We start from the raw sequence: 17,046 nt of genomic DNA, 5'->3' as shown, positions 1-17,046 counted from the left end.
GAGCCGTCCTCCGGCACAGGGCCTTTTTCGTGGCCTTTCCCGCCTTCCTGGTTGCCGCCGTGCGGTGTCTCGACACGCGTTTGCCCCTTCCGCATCCAGCAATCGCGAGGCGCCCATGTCCACACCCCTGTCCCTCACCTGTACGTCCCTGTCCTTCGCCTGGCCGGACGGCACCCACGTCTTCGACGGCCTCGACATCGCGTTCGGGCCGGGCCGCACCGGGCTCGTCGGTGTCAACGGCTCAGGAAAATCGACCCTGTTGAAGCTGATCGCCGGGGAACTCACCCCGTCCGACGGCACCGTCCGGGTGGCCGGCGAGGTCGGGTATCTCCCGCAGAACGTCGCCCTCGACACCGCGCTGCGCGTCGACGAGGCGCTGGGCATCGCCGAGCGGCGGGCCGCGCTGCACGCCATCGAGGCGGGCGACGTGGCCGAGGAGCACTTCGAGACAGTCGGCGACGACTGGGACGTCGAGGAGCGCGCGTTCGCCGCCCTCGGCGAACTCGGCCTCGGCCACATCGGCCTGGACCGCACCGTCGCCGAGGTGTCGGGCGGCGAGTCGGTGCTGCTGCGGCTGGCCGCGCTGCTGCTGCGCCGCCCGGACGTGCTGCTGCTCGACGAACCCACCAACAACCTCGACCTGTACGCACGCCGGCGGCTGTACGCGGCCGTCGCGTCGTGGCCGGGTGTGCTGGTCGTGGTCAGCCACGACCGCGAACTGCTCGAACTGGTCGACCAGATCGCCGATCTGCGCTCCGGGGAGATCACCTGGTACGGCGGCAACTTCTCCTCGTACGAGGAGGCGCTGGCCGGCGAGCAGGAGGCGGCGCAGCGCATGGTGCGCGTCGCCGAGAACGACGTGCGCAGACAGCAGCGCGAACTGGCCGACGCCCAGGTCAAACTGGCCCGCCGCAAGCGGTACGGCCAGAAGATGTTCGAGCAGAAACGGGAGCCGAAGATCGTCATGGAGGCGCGCAAGCGCGCGGCGCAGGAGTCCGCGGGCAAGCACCGCATCATGCACGAGGAGAGGCTCGCCGAGGCCAGAGAGCGGCTCGACGAGGCTGTGGAGGCCGTTCGGGACGACGACGAGATCCGCGTCGACCTGCCGTACACGGCCGTCCCGCCGGGCCGGAACGTGCTGACCCTCCGGAACCTGGAGCTGGCCTACGGCGCCCGCGTGGAGGGCTTGTTCGAGCTGCGCGGGCCCGAGCGGGTCGCGCTGATCGGGCGCAACGGCGCGGGCAAGACGACGCTGCTGCGCACGATCGCCGGGGAGTTGCCGCCGGTGGTGGGCGAGGCGACGGCACATGTCCCGCTGCGCTTCCTGCCGCAGCGTCTCGACGTCCTCGACGGCGAGCTGACGGTCGCCGAGAACGTGGCCCGGTTCGCGCCGGGCGCCACGAACAACCGGATCCGGGCCCGGCTGGCCCGCTTCCTGTTCCGAGGTGCCCGGGCGGACCGCACGGCGGCGACGCTGTCCGGCGGTGAGCGCTTCCGGGCCGCCCTGGCCGCGCTGCTGCTGGCGGAGCCCGCACCGCAGCTCCTCATGCTCGACGAGCCGACGAACAACCTCGACATGGCGAGCGTGCGGCAGCTGACGACGGCTCTGGAGTCGTACGAGGGAGCCCTGGTCGTCGCGAGCCACGACCTGCCGTTCCTGGAATCGCTCGGCATCACGCGCTGGCTGCTGCTGGAGGAGGGACGACTGCGGGAGACGACACCGGAAGAGCCGGCGGAACCGGGCGGGCGGGGTACCCCGGAGCATCTCAGGAGGGCCACAGCCTGACAACGAAGGGTTTTGTCCACGCGGGCGCTGCCCTGCATGATGGCGAACCGGCGCCGCACTTCGGGCGCCGGTACCGCCCCGCCGATACGGAGACCCGCTGTGCCCAGCAAGAAGGCCCTCGTCCGCCGCCCCGGTCCGCGTCTCGCCGAGGGTCTGGTGACGCACATCGAGCGGGAGAAGGTCGACGTCGACCGCGCCGTCGAGCAGTGGGAGGCGTACGTCGAGGCGTTGCGCGCGCACGACTGGGAGACCATCGAGGTGGAACCGGCCGACGACTGCCCCGACTCCGTGTTCGTCGAGGACACGGTGGTGATGTACAGGAACGTCGCGCTGATCACCCGCCCCGGCGCCGAGTCCCGGCGGAAGGAGACCCCGGGCGTCGAGGAGGCCGTGGCGAGCCTCGGCTGCTCGGTGAACTGGATCTGGGAGCCGGGCACCCTGGACGGCGGTGACGTCCTGAAGATCGCCGACACCATCTACGTCGGCCGGGGCGGGCGCACCAACACGGCCGGCGTGCAGCAGGTCCGGGCGGCCTTCGAGCCACTGGGCGCGCGGGTCGTGGCCGTGCCGGTGAGCAAGGTGCTCCACCTGAAGTCGGCGGTCACGGCGTTGCCCGACGGGACCGTGCTCGGGCACATCCCGAGCGTGGACCGGCCGTCCCTGTTCCCGGGCTTCCTGTCGGTGCCCGAGCAGTCCGGCGCCCATGTGGTGCTGCTCGGCGGCGGCAAGCTGCTGATGGCGGACAGCGCGCCGAAGACCGCCGAGCTCCTCACCGACCTCGGGCACGAGGTGGTCGCGGTGGACATCGGCGAGTTCGAGAAGCTCGAGGGCTGTGTGACGTGCCTCTCGGTGCGGCTGCGAGAGCTGTACGCCTGACCCGCTGATCCTTTCGGCGTCGGCCCCGGGACCTGCGCGTCCCGGGGCCTCTTGGCATACCTGGCCCACTCGGCGTGTCCGTTTTCATCATGCGCACGCCGTCTGAGCAGGGAGGTTTACGCCACGCTTAACCTACGGTCTCGTAACCTACGGATTCGTAGCCTACGATCACGTAGGTTTCCGGCACCGCTCGCCGGTAAGCCCCGAGTTCCTTTTCTTTTGTTCGTCGTCCCCCCTGGAGTTCCCGTGACGATCGCCTCCCCCCAACTCGACAGCCCGTCCGTGTGGACCGACGCGCGGCTGCTGTACGCGCTGGAGGAAGTGGTGGAGAAGGAACTCAACCGGCATCTGAAGGTCGCCAAGGACTGGATGCCGCACGAGTACGTCCCGTGGACCGACGGCCGTAACTTCCCGGGCTACTTCGAGGACGGCGAGGCCTGGGACAAGGAGCACTCCAAGGTCACCGAGATCGGCCGCACCGCCCTGGTGGTGAACCTGCTGACGGAGGACAACCTCCCCAGCTACCACCACGAGATCGCCACGCTCTTCGGCCGGGACGGCGCCTGGGGCACCTGGGTGCACCGCTGGACGGCCGAGGAGGGCCGGCACGGCATCGTGATGCGCGACTACCTGCTCACCTCGCGCGCGGTGGACCCGGACAAGCTGGAGCAGTTCCGCATGTCCCACATGAGCGAGGGCTTCGAGTCCGACAACCGGCACTCCATGCTGCACTCGGTCGCCTACGTCGCCTTCCAGGAGCTCGCGACGCGGATCTCGCACCGCAACACCGGGCACCAGTCCGGCGATCCGGTCTGCGACCGCATGCTGTCCCGCATCGCGACCGACGAGAACCTCCACATGGTCTTCTACCGCAACCTCCTCAAGGCGGCCTTCGAGATCGCAGCCGACGAGACCATGCAGGCCGTCCGCGACGTCGTCGTCAACTTCCGCATGCCCGGGCACGGCATCCCCGGCTTCGAGCGTGCCGCCGCCCAGATGGCGATCGGCGAGGTCTACAACCTGCGCATCCACCACGACGACGTCCTCCAGCCCGTGCTGCGCTTCCTGAAGATCATGGAGATCGACGGCCTCGGCCCCGAGGGACGCCGGGCCCAGGAGGAACTCGGGCTGTTCATGGGCGGACTGGACGCGGAGGCCCTGAAGTTCGACGAGAAGCTGGCGGCGCGCAAGGCGCGGATGGCGGCGCGGGCCGGGGTCTGAACGAGCGAATCGGGCCTGGGGCTGAAGGTGCCGGGCCCGGGGCTGACATGCGGCCCCGGCGTCCGACCGTCGGCTCACGGACCTGACGTGCGGCGCGCGCCGGGCCCGACCGGCGCCGGGGGGGCTGACTCACGGCCCACGGGCCCGACCCACCGTCAGTGGCCCCGGCCGGCGGCACCCGGAGTCTGACCGACGGTGCCCGGGGCACGCCGATTCGTCGGTGCGTGCTGCCGGTGGGGTGGGGCATCATGCCGCCATGCGTGACCACTGCGGCGCCGAGCACGCCGTCGGCTTTCTGCTCCGTCTGGTCGGCGACGAGACCGCGGATCGGGTCCGGGCGCGGATCGGCCTGCCCGGGCCCGAGCATCCCAGTGTGGTCCGGCGTCGGCTGCAGCGCCCCTGGATGTGGTCGGGCGAGTTGCCGTCGTCCGTGCTGCTGTGGGTCCTGGAACAGGACGACCCCGAACTCAACGCCCTGATCTGGCCCTACATCCCGACCGACTCGGGGCTGCGCCGGGCGGTCGCCCGCGGCGTCCCGTTCGGTCCCGGCCGCACGGAGGCCGTACCGGTGGACGACAGGCTGAAGGACCAGGAGTCCGTCGTGCCCACGAGTTACGTCCACCACGGCCTCGTCGGCGCCCTGCGTGCCGTCGGCGGGATGCGCGCGGCGCGCCGTGCCGCGTCCATGGTCCTCACCCGCTCCGACTGGCGGACGGTCACCGAGGCGGACCACGAGCGCCCGCTGCCCGGCTTCGCCCGCTGGGCCCTGGCCGTACGCCCGGACTGCCCGCCCGCCCTGCGCACGCAGTTCGGCTCGCACCGCAAGTTCACCCACCGCCTGTGCCAGGCCGGTGTGCTCGACGGACCGGCCGAGTACGCGACGTCGTACGGCCCCGCAGCGAGCGTCCTGCAGGTCCTGTCCCTGGGGCATGTCCTGTTCCCGGCCCGGGTCCAGGAGGCCGCAGAAGCCCTCCGCCCCTGCGTCCACGACCACTTGGGCGACCGTGAGGAGGCGTGGGCGGTGCTGGCGCGACTCGTCGGCAGACACCACGGAAACGTCCCGCAACTCGTGCTGGCCGCGGGCGCCCTCGCCTGAACGGGCGAGCGACTCGGGCGGTCGCCGTACGGTCTGGGCGGCGTTGTTGACCAGGATGTCCAACGGCCGTCCCTCCGCCCGCAGTTCCTCGCACAGGCCGAGCATCTGGCGCGGGTCTCGCAGGTCGACGGCGAGGACGGTGAGCCGGTCCAGCCACCCGGCGCTGCCCTCGGCGGCCCGCAAGCGGCGCAGGGTGTCGTGCGGGAAGCGGGAGGTGGCGAGGAGTTCGGCGCCGTCCCGGAGCATCATGAGCGCCAGCTGGAAGCCGATCTTCACCCGGCCGCCGGTGAGCAGCGCCCGGCGCCCGCTCAGGTCGGTGCTCAGGGCGCGGCGAGCCGTGTTGTCGGCGGCGCAGTCCGGGCAGAGCCGGTGGTAGAAGGAGTCGACCTGACGATAGGTCGACTTGCAGACGTAGCAGGTGCGCGGTCTGCGGAAGGTCCCCGCGGCGCCGGGCACGGCGAGGGGCGCGTCCTCGCGCCGGTGCGGGGCGCCCGTCGCGGTGGCGGCCATGACCGCTGCATCGGCCGCCGAGATCTCGGCGCCCCGGGCCTTGCGGCGGCGCAGCCGGCCGTCACGCGCGAAGGACACGGCGACCTGCTCGGCCCGCAGGCGCACCGGGTCGTCGACGGGCAGCGCCCGCAGCTTGCCCACGGCCTGGCGGAAGGCGGCCAGTTCCGCCTCCGTGATCGCCTCGCCCATCCCGCCCCGCCCCGCGTCCGCCCTGCGTGGTCCCGGCCGGATTCGAACCGGCGTCTCCACCTTGAGAAGGCGGCGCGGCTGCCTCTGCGCTACGGGACCGTACGACGCGCGTCCGGACGGCCGGATTCGAACCGGCGTGGTCGCCATGCCATGGCGATGCGCCTGCCGCTGCGCTACGTCCGGACGCGCCCCCGGATCCTAACCGGGCGCACCGGGAAGGCCCCACGGATTTACGGCGCCCGGAACGGGACGCGGAGTGAGTTCGTGGTGCGCCTGAGCGCCAGTCGTTCCTTCTCGGACAGGCCGCCCCAGACGCCGAAGCGCTCGTCGTTGTCCAGCGCGAACTCCAGGCAGGCCGAGCGGATGGGGCACAGGCCGCAGATCCGCTTGGCCTCCCGTACGGAGCTGCCGGGCTCGGGGAAGAAGAAGTCCGCCCCGGTCTGCGCGCACAACGCCCCCTCCTGCCAGGCGAGGTCGAGCGAGGCGATCGTTTCGATGTGCATGACCAGGATCGTGCCGAGCGGCGAAAAACGTTCGATCAACGTCCGGTCAACGCCGTCGCCCAGGCCTCCGGCCGCCCCGATGATGCTCCGCCCGGACCCCGCGGCGCACGGCGGCGCGCGGGGCCGTGGGAAAACAAGGGGAATATGGGCAGTCGCCCAGGGTGACCGACGCGGTCCGTCCGGCGTGCGGTGGCGTCGCAACAGCGATTGTCAGTGGGCGGTGCCAGACTCTGCAGTGCAAAGAACGGGACCCTTCCGACCCCTTCCGAGGAGGGCGGCCATGCTCACCACCCGTTTCGTCAACGGCGCTCCGAACTGGATCGACGTCTCCACGTCGGACATCGACGGCGCCACCTCCTTCTACAGCTCGCTCTTCGGCTGGCGGTTCCAGTCCGCGGGCCCCGATGCCGGGGGCTACGGCTTTTTCCAGCTGGACGGCCGGACCGTCGCCGGCGCTATGCAGACCACCGCCGAGATGGGTCCGCCGTCCTGGACGGTGTACTTCCAGAGCGACGACGCGCAGGCCACGGCCAAGGCCGCCGAGCAGGCGCACGGCAGCGTGCTCGTCCAGCCCATGGACGTGATGGGGCAGGGCCACATGGCCGTCCTCGCCGACCAGGCCGGCGTGCCGTTCGGGATCTGGCAGCCGGCGCAGATGAAGGGCATCGACGTCGCCGGCGAGCCGGGCTCGCTGTGCTGGGTCGAGCTGTACACGCCGGACGAGGCGGCGGCCGCCGCCTTCTACCACCGCACGCTCGGCCTGGAAACCTCGGCCGTGCCCTTCCCCGGTGGCACCTACACCTCGATCAATCCGGCCGACGGCGGCGATGACGACATGTTCGGCGGCATCGTCCCGCTCTCCGCCGACCCGGCGGAGGCGGCGAGTGCGCACTGGCTGCCGTACTTCGAGGTGGAGGACACGGACGCGGTCGCCGCCAAGGCCGAGGAACTGGGCGGCACGCTCCGGATGCCCCCCACGAGCGTGGACGGGGTGGGCCGCATCGCCCGGCTGGACGACCCGTACGGCGCCCGCTTCGCGGTGATCAGGAGCACGCCCCCGCAGGAATGAGCGGCGGCAGGCGTAGCCGGCGGGACTAGGCGGAGGCGCGTCGGACCAGCGTCGTCGGCAGGATGACACCGGCCGACGCGCCCGCCGGGTTCTCGTCGTTCCGGTCGCGGCCGAGGGAGTCGGGGCCGCGCAGCAGCAGGCGGGCCATCAGCCGGCCCATGTCCTCGATGTCCTGGCGGACCGTCGTCAGGGGCGGGTCGCTGCGCTCCGCGACGAGCAGCATGTCGTCGAAGCCGATCACGGCCACGTCCTCGGGCACCCGCCGCCCGCTCTCGCGCAGCACGCCCAGCGCACCGACGGCGGTGAGGTCGTTCGCGGCGAACACGGCGTCCACGTCCGGGCAGCGCTCGAGCAGTTCCCGCATGGCCCGTTCACCGCCGGCCGGGGTGAAGTCGCTCTCCACGATGAGCCGCGGGTCCACGTCCCGCATGACGTCCCGGTATCCGTCGAGCCGGTCCACCGCGGAGGTCTGGTCGAGGGCGCCGGTGATGTGCGCGATCCGGGTCCGGCCGAGCGCGACGAGATGCCGTACGGCCTCGCGGGCCCCGCCCCGGTTGTCGCTGTCCACGTACACCGGGGTGCCGTCCTTCCAGTCCGGCCGGCCCCCGAAGACGGTGGGCACACCGGCGCCCTGGATGAGCCCGGGCAGCGGGTCGTCGAGATGCAGGGAGAAGACGAGCGCGCCGTCGACATGGCCACCGGCGAGATAGCGGGCCACCCGCGCGTGGTCGGCGCGGCCCTCGGTCAGCAGCAGGACGAGCTGGTTGTCGTGCGCCGTCAATTCCTTGCTGATGCCTCGGAGTTGGAGTGCGAAGAAGGGGTCGGTGAAGACGCGGGTCTCCGGTTCGGCGATGACGACGGCGACCGCGTCGTGCCGCTTCGTCACGAGGCTGCGGGCCGCCTGGTTGGGGACGTACCCCAGTTCCTCGACCGCCCGCCGGACGCGCTCGACGAGGATCTCCCTGACCCCCTCCCCGCCGTTGACGACACGCGACACGGTGGCCCGCGACACCCCGGCCCGCGCGGCCACGGCCTCCAGCGTGGGACGCGGCGCTGTCTCGGTCACTTCGGGACTCCTCATCCGGCGGTTGCCGATCAGGATAACGCCGGGTCGAACACCTGATGAGGGCGTCGCCGTACGGCCGTTGAGGCGCCCGAGCCGACGGATCGACCGGCCGCGGGCGTGGGCGCGGCGTTCAGCGGGCGGGACTGGGCGCCGCACGCCGCGCTCCACGGTCGTCGGTCACGGCAGGTTACGCGGGTCACTCGGGACCGATGTCGTCCGTTCGCTCACCCTCAGCCTGGGACGGCTCCGTCCTGGGGACGTCCGGGTGCTCCTCCACGGCCGTACGTCCGGGCTGCTCCTCGCGCTCGCCCTCGGCCTGGGAGGGCGTGTGCGAGTACAGACCGTCGTAGTCCGAGGCTCCGGTCTTCATGGTGGGCCTCCCTTCGTGGCTCACCTCCATGCTGCTCCCTGGCGGGGAGCGAGGCGAGCGGCCCGAGTCGTGCGCCGCCCCGGCGCATGCGCATCAGTGTGCGGCCGGGCCCGTGAGTGCCCCACCGGCGGCCCGAAACGTTGCCTCAGGCAGCGGCGCGGCATGGCCACCCGCTACGAGCAGGCCACGGCCGTCCACCTGGCCGGACTCCACATCGCCGGCATCCTCCTCCGGCCCGCCCCGATGGGGCGATGGGGGCTGGACGAAACGGCCTTAAGAGTCATCACGTAATTCACGTGACGTCCGATGGTTGGGCAGAACGCTCCGGCGCGGGCCTTGTGCCGCGTGGTCGCGGGTCGGGTCTCATCCGGGGTTGCGCTGCTTCCCTGTCGGATGTGCCGGGCAGAGGCTGCTGTCACCGCAGGTGGAGCAGCTGCCGCGGCCGGCAGCCCGAAGGTGTGCCGTGGCATCGCGCTTGACTCGACGGAGCCTCCTGCAGCCCCGGAGAGATCCCACGGCCGTCGTCCGGCCATCGGGCACTTCCGCAATTACGTGATGACTCTTAGCCGAGAGGCACGGGAATCCGGTGGTCGGGCCGGCCGTCCTTGGCGAGGATCGAGTGCGATGCGGCGATGGCTCGGTAGAGTCGCAATTCCGCGCCGGGTTCGACGTCCTCGCTGGTCCACGCCCGATAGCCATGCGCTGTCGACCGGCGGGAGAAGGCCGCGATGGCCCGGTCGGTGCCGGCGCCGGGTTCCAGCAGGTTCGCGGTGGCGGGCATATAGACACCCTGCCCGGCGCCCACCGCCGCCTGTGAGTCGAAGACCACGATGCCCACCTCGGGCCGTATCGCGATGTTGCGGGAATGCGTGACCTCGAGCGAGGAGAGCCGGTAGAACTCGGTGAAGTCGATATGCGCGAAGTAGACGGGCGAACCCCATGGCCGTCCCGTCGAGTCGGCGGTGGACAGGACCAGATAGCAGTTCGCCTCGATGATCTCCTGTACGGTACGCGCCGCCCCGCTGCCGGTGCTCATCTCAGCCCAGCCTCCGGTAGTCGAGGGCGAAGTCGTGCTGCCAGTCGCCGCCGGGGCGGCGGCTCTCCCAGGCGCCCGTGACGGTGTTCCCGTCCTCGCTGAGCGTGCCGGTGAAGCGCTGACCGAAGTCCAGGGGCGTGAAATCGGGCGCCTCCCGGGTGAGGGTCCACACCCGGCCGTCGAAGCTCATCGCGTACAGGCGGACGACACCGCGGGAGTCGTAGTAGTGCTGTGTGTACGCACCGGTCTCCGGATCGGCACTGACGATCATCAGGCCGTCGGGCGCACCGGGGACCTTGACCTCGCTGCGCTGCACCAGGAACTGCCCGTCCAGGGTCCACTCGAACCAGCTGCGCGCCACTGGGACGTCCTCGCCTGCGTCGGGCGGCGCCGGCTGGTCGGGGACCTCCAGGGCCCACTCCCCGACGAAGACGTCCAGGCGCTCCAGCGCCTCTGCTCTCTTCTCGGACACGATCCATCCCTCCACTCCGAGGTGCTCCTCCGGTGGACACAGACTGCGGCGAGCGCGGGAACTCATCGGTGGCGTTCTCCGGACGTGGCAGTGATACATCCAGGCGCCCGCACCGAGGCCCTCCCCCGGCGAGCACCTGGAAGCCGAAGGAGTCCGCGGGGCCGACGATCTGGACGGCCGCCGGCTCGCCTCCGGCTGCGTCGGACTCCAGGTGCACAGCACGACGGACGTCATCTCCCACCGTGACGTCAGGATCAAGGAGCTGTGGGTTCCGCGGGAGGCGCCTCGCCGGGAGGCGCCTCCTCGGGAGACGTCCCCTTCTTCGCCCTGCTCGGCTGTACCCGCTTGGGCTCCCCCGGCATCTTGGGGTACTCGGGCGGGTACGGCAGGTCGCCCAGGCCGTGGTCGTGCTCGTCGCGGCGGGCGAGTTCGAGCAGGGACTCCAGGGAGAAGGCGTGCTCGTCCATGTCCGCGTGCACGTCGCCGAGTTCGACGAAGCGCGCGGGCATGGTCGCGAGGTCGAAGTCACGGGGGTGGACGTGGTCCACCTCGTCCCAGCGCAGGGGTGCCGACACGGGGGCGTGCGGGCGCGGCCGTACCGAGTAGGCGGAGGCGATGGTGCGATCGCGGGCGGTCTGGTTGTAGTCGACGAAGATGCGCTCGCCGCGCTCCTCCTTCCACCACTTGATCGTCACCCGCTCCGGCATCCGTCGCTCCAGCTCCCGGCCCACGGCGATCGCGGCGCGCCGCACCTGGGTGAAGGTCCAGCGCGGTTCGATGGGTACGAAGACGTGCAGTCCGCGGCCCCCGGAGGTCTTGGGAAAGCCCCGCAGTCCGCCGAATTCGTCGAGGACGGCCCGCAGTTCGTGGGCCGCAAGGACTGCGTCGGTGAAGTCGGTGCCGGGCTGCGGGTCGAGGTCGATGCGGAGTTCGTCGGGGCGGTCGACGTCGTCGCGGCGCACCGGCCAGGGATGGAAGGTGAGCGTGCCGAACTGCGCCGCCCACAGCACGGCAGCCTCCTCGGTGGGGCACATCTCGTCCGCCGTGCGTCCGCTGGGGAAGGTGATGTGGGCGGTCGGGATCCAGTCGGGCATGTTCTTGGGCGCCCGCTTCTGGAAGAAGGACTCGCCGCTCACCCCGTCGGGATAGCGCTCCAGGGTGGTGGGGCGGTCGCGCAGGGCGCGCAGGATGCCGGGGGCGACCGCGAGGTAGTAGCGGGCGAGGTCCAGCTTGGTGAAACCGCGTTCCGGGAAGAAGACCTTGTCCGGGCTGGACAGCCGTACGGTCCGGCCGCCCGCCTCCAGTTCCACCGCTGCACCCATGCGGACACCGTAGGCGCGACCGGCATCCCGCGCACACCGGGCGGCGCCCGGCGATTGCGAGCAGAATCGGACCATGGATCTCCCGGTGATGCCACCCGTGAAGCCGATGCTCGCCAAGTCGGTGGCGAAGATCCCGCCGGACATGCACTACGAGGCCAAGTGGGACGGGTTCCGGGCCATCGTGTTCCGCGACGGAGCCGAGGTCGAGCTGGGCAGCCGTACCGGAAAGCCGCTGACCAGGTACTTTCCCGAACTGGTGGAGGCGCTGAAGGACCGGCTGCCGGCGCGCTGCGTGCTGGACGGCGAGATCGTGATCGCCCGTGAGGGCCGGCTGGACTTCGACGCGCTGACCGAGCGGATCCACCCGGCGGAGTCCCGGGTGCGCATGCTGGCCGGGACGACCCCCGCCTCGTTCGTCGCCTTCGACCTGCTGGCACTGGCGGACGAGTCGCTGCTGGACGTCCCGCTGACGGACCGGCGGGCCCTGCTCGCGCGGGCCCTGACCGGGGTGACGGCTCCGGTGCATCTGGCACCGGCGACGACCGATCTTGCGGTGGCCCAGCGGTGGTTCGAGCAGTACGAAGGGGCAGGCCTGGACGGCGTCATCGCCAAACCGCCCACACTGCGCTATCTGCAGGACGAACGCGCCATGTTCAAGATCAAGCACGAGCGGACGGCGGACGTCGTCGTGGCGGGCTACCGCTTCCACAAGAGCGGCCCGGTGGTGGGCTCGCTGCTGCTCGGTCTCCACGACGACCAGGGCAACCTCCAGCACGTCGGCGTGTCCGCCGCCTTCTCGATGAAGCGGCGCGCCGAGTTGGTCGAGGAGCTGGAGCCGCTGCGCCTGGACGACGTGTCCGGGCATCCGTGGGCGGCCTGGTCGGACGAGGCCGCCCATGAGACGGCCCGGCTGCCCGGGGCGCCGAGCCGCTGGTCGGGCAAGAAGGATCTGTCCTGGGTGCCGCTGAGGCCGGAGCGGGTGGCGGAGGTGGCGTACGACCACATGGAGAACGGCGTCCGCTTCCGGCACACGGCCCGTTTCCGCCGCTGGCGCCCGGACCGTACGCCCGAGAGCTGCACCTACGCCCAGCTGGAGGAACCGGTCACCTACGATCTCGCGGAGATTCTGGGTGCCACCCCGCCCGCCGACTGAGCCGATCGGCTCATAGGACGCGCGCGATCCGGACTGATCGGGTATGGCCATCGATGAACAGATAAGCGCACAATCGACGGCACGGACAGGACGGCCTGGATGGCAATGGTGGGCATGGGGAACAACACGCTTTCACGACGCGCCACGATGACGGCGGCCGCCCTGGCCGCCGTCATCACGACCGTCCTGGCGGCGGGCTGTACGGCCACACATGTCCCCGCCGACGACGGCCGCGGCAAGAACCAGGCCCCCACTCCGACCATGAGCACCGCACCTCCCGGGAACAGCGGTCCGGTGCTGGCGGTGAAGATCGACAACGTGAGCGCGGCCCGCCCGCAGACGGGGCTGAACGCCGCGGACGTCGTCTACACGGAACAGGTCGAGGGCGGGCTGAGCCGTCTGATGGCGGTGTACGCGTCCCAGCTGCCCAAGGTCGTCGGACCGGTGCGCAGCGCTCGCGAGTCCGACCTGGAGCTGCTGCGCCAGTTCGACCGCCCGACGCTTGCCTTCTCCGGCGCGCAGCACAAGCTGCTGCCTCTGATCGACAAGGCGCCGCTGACGCCGGCGACACCGGGCGCGGGCTCCGACACCTACTTCCGGGGCACCGACAAGCCCGCACCGCACAACCTCTACCTCCGCCCCGAACGGCTCATGTCCACCCCGCCCGGCGCCGCGTCCCTGACCACCGGCTTCCATTACGGTCCGGCCCCCTCGGGCGGCCGGACCGAAACCACGCGCACCGTGCGCTACCCCTCGGCCCGCTTCACCTTCACCTGGTCCGGGGACCGGCACCGCTGGCTGGTCTCGATGGACGGCGTTCCGACCGAGACGAGCGACGGGAAGCGGGTGGCTCCCGCGACGGTGGTGGTGCAGTACGTGAAGATCCACGAGTCCGCCTACCACGACGTACTCGGCAACAACACGCCGTACACCGAGACCGTCGGCTCGGGGACGGCGAAGGTCCTGCGGGACGGCAAGGTCTTCGACGCCGCCTGGAACCGCGCGAAGGCGACCGACGGCACGGAGTTCACCGGCCCGGACGGCGCGCCCCTGAACTTCGCCAAGGGCCAGGTCTGGGTGGTGTTCGCGCGGGCCGCGTCCTGAGTGTCAGGGCTGTGCGACGAGAGGCTCCGCGGGATTGCGGAGCCCCTCCGCCGTGTCCGCGACCCGGCGGATCAGATCGAAGAACAGGATCTGCTCCTCGCTGGAGAGCGGGGCGAGGAAGACCTGGTTCATGCGGGCGGTGCGCACGGTCAGCTTGCGGTGGGTGCGCAGTCCGTCGTCGGTGAGGCGCAGCAGGAAGCGCCGGCCGTCCTGCGGATCGCGCACCTTGTCCAGCAGCCCGCGACGGCTGAGCCGACTGACCACCTCCGCGATGGTCGACCGGTCGAGCCCCACTCGCTCCCCCACGGTGCGCTGGTCGAGCCCCGGCTCGGCGACGAGCGCGTTCAGGACCGCGAACTGCGGCGAGGTGATCTCCTCGGAGACCATCGTGTTCCAGAGCAGGTAGTGCGCCTGCTGGAGCCGCCGGGCCAGGTGCCCGGGGTGGGTGGTGAGGTCCACCGCGGCCATGTGCGCTCCCGTGGTCGATCGTAAAATGGTTCGTGCACTGAAGAATACCCGGCACCTTGCGTCCTTGTCTGCGGCCTCGACAGCTGCTGGACAAGGTATTGACGCCTCAGTGCCTGCGGTGGCAGCGTGAAAGACACCACGCTTAAATACTCAGTGCCCTGACTAATTCGGGTTGGGCGCCAGGAAGAGATGGGGCTTCTCGGATGGACAAGGTGGTCGCGTCGGCCGTGGAGGCGGTCGGTGATGTGCCGGAGGGTGCGTCGCTGGCGGTCGGTGGGTTCGGGTTGAGCGGTGTGCCGAACGTGCTGATCGGGGCGTTGTACGGGCGTGGGGTGGGTGGCCTGTCGGTCGTCTCCAACAACTGCGGGGCGATGGAGTCGGGTCTTGCGGTGCTGCTGGCGGCGGGGCGGATCACCCGGGTGACGGGGTCGTACATCGGGGCGAACAAGGAGTTCGCGCGGCAGTATCTGGCCGGCGAGCTGGAGGTGGAGCTGATCCCGCAGGGCACGCTCGCGGAGCGGCTGCGGGCCGGCGGGGCCGGGATCCCGGCCTTCTACACCCCGGCCGGGGTGGGCACGCAGGTCGCGGAGGGCGGGCTGCCGTGGCGCTACGACGGCTCGGGCGGGGTGGCAGTGGCCTCCCCCGCGAAGGAGGTCCGCGAGTTCGACGGCACCGAGTACGTCCTGGAGCGCGGCATCCGCACCGACTTCGCGCTGGTGCGGGCCGCGAAGGGCGACCGGCACGGCAACCTGGTGTTCAGCAAGTCGGCCCGCAACTTCAACCCGCTCGCCGCGATGGCCGGCCGGGTGACGATCGCCGAGGTGGAGGAACTCGTGGAGCCCGGGGAGATCGACCCGGATGCGGTGCATGTGCCGGGGATCTTCGTGCAGCGGGTGGTTGTCCTGACGGCGGAGCAGGCGGCGGACAAGAAGATCGAGCAGCGGACGGTGAGCAGCTGATGGCCTGGACACGCGAGGAGATGGCCGCACGGGCGGCGCGGGAACTGCGGGACGGGCAGTACGTCAATCTCGGCATCGGCCTGCCCACCCTCATCCCCAACTACCTGCCGGCGGGCGTGGAGGTGGTGCTGGAGTCGGAGAACGGGATCCTGGGCACCGGCCCGTACCCGGCCGAGGATGAGGTGGACCCGGATCTGATCAACGCGGGGAAGGAGACGGTCACGGTGCTGCCGGGGGCGTCGTTCTTCGACTCGGCGCTGTCGTTCTCGATGATCCGCGGCGGGCACATCGACGTCGCCGTGCTGGGCGCCATGCAGGTCTCCGCGCGGGGCGACCTGGCGAACTGGGCGGTGCCCGGCAAGCTGGTCACCGGGATCGGCGGGGCGATGGACCTGGTGCACGGGGCGCGCACGGTGATCGTGGTGATGACCCACACCGCGAAGGACGGCAGCCCGAAGATCCTCCAGGAGTGCGCGCTGCCGCTGACCGGCAAGGCGTGCGTGAACCGGGTCATCACCGATCTGGGTGTCCTCGACGTCACCGACGACGGCCTGGTGCTCGTCGAGACCGCACCCGGCGTGACCGTCGACGAGATCACCGCCAAGACGGACGCCAAGTTGACCGTCACGGAGGGCCTGAAGTGAAGACCGTCTACATCGTCGACGCCGTGCGCACCCCGATCGGCCGCTACAACGGCGGCCTCGCGAGCGTCCGCCCGGACGACCTCGCCGCGCGCGCGATCCGTGAACTCCTCGGCCGCACCCCCGCATTGGATCCGGCGCGGATCGAGGACGTGTACCTGGGCAACGCCAACGGGGCCGGCGAGGAGAACCGCAACGTCGCCCGCATGGCCGGCCTGCTGGCCGGGCTGCCGACCAGCGTGCCCGGGGTGACCGTCAACCGGCTGTGCGCCTCCGGGCTGGAGGCGGTGATCCAGGCGGCCCGCGCCATCGCCGTCGGCGACGCCTCCATCACCGTGGCGGGCGGCGTCGAATCGATGACCCGCGCCCCCTACGTCCTGCCCAAGAACGACAAGCCGTTCCCGGCCGGGCATGCGGAGCTGCACTCGACCACCCTGGGCTGGCGCATGGTCAACCCGCGCATGAACCCGCAGTGGACCGTCCCGCTCGGCGAGTCCGCGGAACTCATCGCGGACAAGCACAAGATCAGCCGCGAGCAGCAGGACGAATACGCCCTGCACAGCCACCAGAAGGCGGCCAAGGCCCAGGCCGAGGCCCTGTTCGACGCCGAGATCGTCCCCGTGCCCGTCCCCCAGCGCAAGGGCGACCCGGTCGCCTTCGCGGCCGACGAGTCGGTCCGCCCGGACGCCTCCCTGGCCGCGATGGCGAAGCTGAAGCCGTCCTTCCGCACCGAGACGGGCACGGTGACAGCGGGCAACGCCTCCCCGCTCAACGACGGCGCCGCCGCACTGCTGCTGACCGACGAAGCGGGTCTGAAGGCCACCGGCCGTACCCCCCTCGCCCGCGTGTCCGCCACCGGCGTGTCCGCGATCGACCCGCACTACTTCGGGCTGGCCCCCGTCGAGGCCGTCAACCGCGCCCTGGCCAAGGCCGGCAGGACCTTCGCCGACCTGGACGTCCTCGAGCTGAACGAGGCCTTCGCCGCCCAGGTCCTCGGCTGCCTCGCCGAATGGCCCGAGTTCGACCCGGCCGTCCTCAACCCCCAGGGCGGCGCCATCGCCCTGGGCCACCCCCTCGGCGCCTCCGGGGCCCGGCTCGCCGGGACCGTCGCCCACCAGCTGGCCCGCAGGGGCGGCGGCACCGGCATCGCCGCCCTGTGCATCGGCGTAGGCCAGGGCCTCGCCCTCGTCCTCGAACGCTAGGAA

The 17,046-nt window shown here is 71.2% G+C and carries 17 protein-coding genes, 2 tRNA genes and 1 pseudogene; 10 read left to right on the top strand and 10 right to left on the bottom strand.

From position 1 onward, the window contains the following. The first annotated feature begins 115 nt into the window (after window positions 1–115). From IEZ19_RS32900 to IEZ19_RS32885, 4 genes are all read left to right on the top strand, one after another. The gene (locus IEZ19_RS32900) at window positions 116–1,786 is read left to right on the top strand and encodes an ABC-F family ATP-binding cassette domain-containing protein (protein ID WP_189314965.1); all 1,671 of its coding nucleotides are present in this window, start codon (window positions 116–118) and stop codon (window positions 1,784–1,786) included. A 99-nt stretch (window positions 1,787–1,885) separates the two neighbouring features. Next, window positions 1,886–2,662, top strand: a complete 777-nt coding sequence (gene ddaH / locus IEZ19_RS32895) for a dimethylargininase (protein WP_189314964.1) — start codon at window positions 1,886–1,888, stop codon at window positions 2,660–2,662. A gap of 246 nt (window positions 2,663–2,908) precedes the next feature. Continuing rightward, window positions 2,909–3,883: an acyl-ACP desaturase gene (locus IEZ19_RS32890; protein ID WP_189314963.1), complete on the top strand. Its 975-nt coding sequence runs from the start codon at window positions 2,909–2,911 to the stop codon at window positions 3,881–3,883. Window positions 3,884–4,139: 256 nt separating this feature from the next. Continuing rightward, a complete protein-coding gene (locus IEZ19_RS32885) occupies window positions 4,140–4,979 on the top strand; it encodes a hypothetical protein (protein WP_189314962.1) in 840 nt (279 codons plus the stop codon). Here IEZ19_RS32885 and IEZ19_RS32880 read toward each other — a convergent pair. From IEZ19_RS32880 to IEZ19_RS32865, 4 genes and pseudogenes are all read right to left on the bottom strand, one after another. Beyond that, window positions 4,971–5,678 (bottom strand): annotated as a pseudogene (locus tag IEZ19_RS32880) (SDR family NAD(P)-dependent oxidoreductase); the annotation flags it as partial. The gene IEZ19_RS32885 and the pseudogene IEZ19_RS32880 sit on opposite strands and share 9 nt — an antisense overlap. A gap of 27 nt (window positions 5,679–5,705) precedes the next feature. Then, a tRNA-Glu gene (locus tag IEZ19_RS32875) sits at window positions 5,706–5,777 on the bottom strand. Between the two features lie 12 nt (window positions 5,778–5,789). Continuing rightward, window positions 5,790–5,861, bottom strand: a tRNA-Ala gene (locus tag IEZ19_RS32870). A gap of 47 nt (window positions 5,862–5,908) precedes the next feature. Then, a complete protein-coding gene (locus tag IEZ19_RS32865) occupies window positions 5,909–6,181 on the bottom strand; it encodes a WhiB family transcriptional regulator (RefSeq protein ID WP_189314961.1) in 273 nt (90 codons plus the stop codon). Window positions 6,182–6,461: 280 nt separating this feature from the next. Here IEZ19_RS32865 and IEZ19_RS32860 point away from each other — a divergent pair, with 280 nt between their 5' ends. Further along, window positions 6,462–7,250, top strand: a complete 789-nt coding sequence (locus IEZ19_RS32860; RefSeq protein WP_189314960.1) for a VOC family protein — start codon at window positions 6,462–6,464, stop codon at window positions 7,248–7,250. Window positions 7,251–7,275: 25 nt separating this feature from the next. On the opposite strand, the gene IEZ19_RS32855 is transcribed toward IEZ19_RS32860, so the two are convergent. The 5 genes from IEZ19_RS32855 to ligD all read right to left on the bottom strand — a co-directional run bounded on the left by IEZ19_RS32855 (window position 7,276) and on the right by ligD (window position 11,516). Next, complete coding sequence (locus IEZ19_RS32855) at window positions 7,276–8,316, bottom strand: LacI family DNA-binding transcriptional regulator (RefSeq protein WP_189314959.1); 1,041 nt, start codon at window positions 8,314–8,316, stop codon at window positions 7,276–7,278. 196 nt (window positions 8,317–8,512) lie between these two features. Beyond that, entirely contained in the window at window positions 8,513–8,686 is a 174-nt protein-coding gene (locus IEZ19_RS32850; protein ID WP_189314958.1) for a hypothetical protein, read from the bottom strand. A gap of 562 nt (window positions 8,687–9,248) precedes the next feature. Further along, window positions 9,249–9,722 carry a pyridoxamine 5'-phosphate oxidase family protein gene (locus IEZ19_RS32845; protein ID WP_189314957.1) on the bottom strand — a complete coding sequence of 158 codons (474 nt, stop codon included), beginning with the start codon at window positions 9,720–9,722 and terminating at the stop codon, window positions 9,249–9,251. 1 nt (window position 9,723) lies between these two features. Continuing rightward, window positions 9,724–10,194 carry a DUF1579 family protein gene (locus tag IEZ19_RS32840; protein ID WP_229841137.1) on the bottom strand — a complete coding sequence of 157 codons (471 nt, stop codon included), beginning with the start codon at window positions 10,192–10,194 and terminating at the stop codon, window positions 9,724–9,726. 254 nt (window positions 10,195–10,448) lie between these two features. Then, on the bottom strand, window positions 10,449–11,516 hold the full coding sequence (gene ligD, locus IEZ19_RS32835; protein ID WP_189314955.1) for a non-homologous end-joining DNA ligase: 1,068 nt from the start codon (window positions 11,514–11,516) through the stop codon (window positions 10,449–10,451). 73 nt (window positions 11,517–11,589) lie between these two features. Here ligD and IEZ19_RS32830 point away from each other — a divergent pair, with 73 nt between their 5' ends. Next, on the top strand, window positions 11,590–12,669 hold the full coding sequence (locus IEZ19_RS32830; protein WP_189314954.1) for an ATP-dependent DNA ligase: 1,080 nt from the start codon (window positions 11,590–11,592) through the stop codon (window positions 12,667–12,669). 99 nt (window positions 12,670–12,768) lie between these two features. After that, on the top strand, window positions 12,769–13,773 hold the full coding sequence (locus IEZ19_RS32825) for a DUF3048 domain-containing protein (protein ID WP_189314953.1): 1,005 nt from the start codon (window positions 12,769–12,771) through the stop codon (window positions 13,771–13,773). 3 nt (window positions 13,774–13,776) lie between these two features. Here IEZ19_RS32825 and IEZ19_RS32820 read toward each other — a convergent pair whose 3' ends face one another. Further along, window positions 13,777–14,241 (bottom strand): MarR family winged helix-turn-helix transcriptional regulator, encoded by a 465-nt coding sequence (locus IEZ19_RS32820; RefSeq protein ID WP_189314952.1) that lies wholly within the window; start codon window positions 14,239–14,241, stop codon window positions 13,777–13,779. 203 nt (window positions 14,242–14,444) lie between these two features. Between IEZ19_RS32820 and IEZ19_RS32815 the strand changes: the two genes are divergently transcribed. From IEZ19_RS32815 to IEZ19_RS32805, 3 genes are read left to right on the top strand one after another with little or no spacing between them, the layout of a single operon-like run. Further along, on the top strand, window positions 14,445–15,200 hold the full coding sequence (locus IEZ19_RS32815; protein ID WP_189314951.1) for a CoA transferase subunit A: 756 nt from the start codon (window positions 14,445–14,447) through the stop codon (window positions 15,198–15,200). Continuing rightward, complete coding sequence (locus IEZ19_RS32810) at window positions 15,200–15,844, top strand: CoA transferase subunit B (RefSeq protein ID WP_189314950.1); 645 nt, start codon at window positions 15,200–15,202, stop codon at window positions 15,842–15,844. The genes IEZ19_RS32815 and IEZ19_RS32810 overlap by 1 nt, the downstream gene beginning before the upstream one ends. Next, on the top strand, window positions 15,841–17,043 hold the full coding sequence (locus IEZ19_RS32805) for a thiolase family protein (RefSeq protein ID WP_189314949.1): 1,203 nt from the start codon (window positions 15,841–15,843) through the stop codon (window positions 17,041–17,043). The genes IEZ19_RS32810 and IEZ19_RS32805 overlap by 4 nt, the downstream gene beginning before the upstream one ends. The last annotated feature ends 3 nt before the right edge of the window (window positions 17,044–17,046 follow it).

The organism is Streptomyces brasiliensis, from assembly GCF_014647875.1.
In the GTDB taxonomy this organism is placed as follows: domain Bacteria; phylum Actinomycetota; class Actinomycetes; order Streptomycetales; family Streptomycetaceae; genus Streptomyces; species Streptomyces brasiliensis.
Note: the sequence above shows the minus strand (reverse complement) of the source record. Positions and strands in the feature narration are given on the sequence as shown.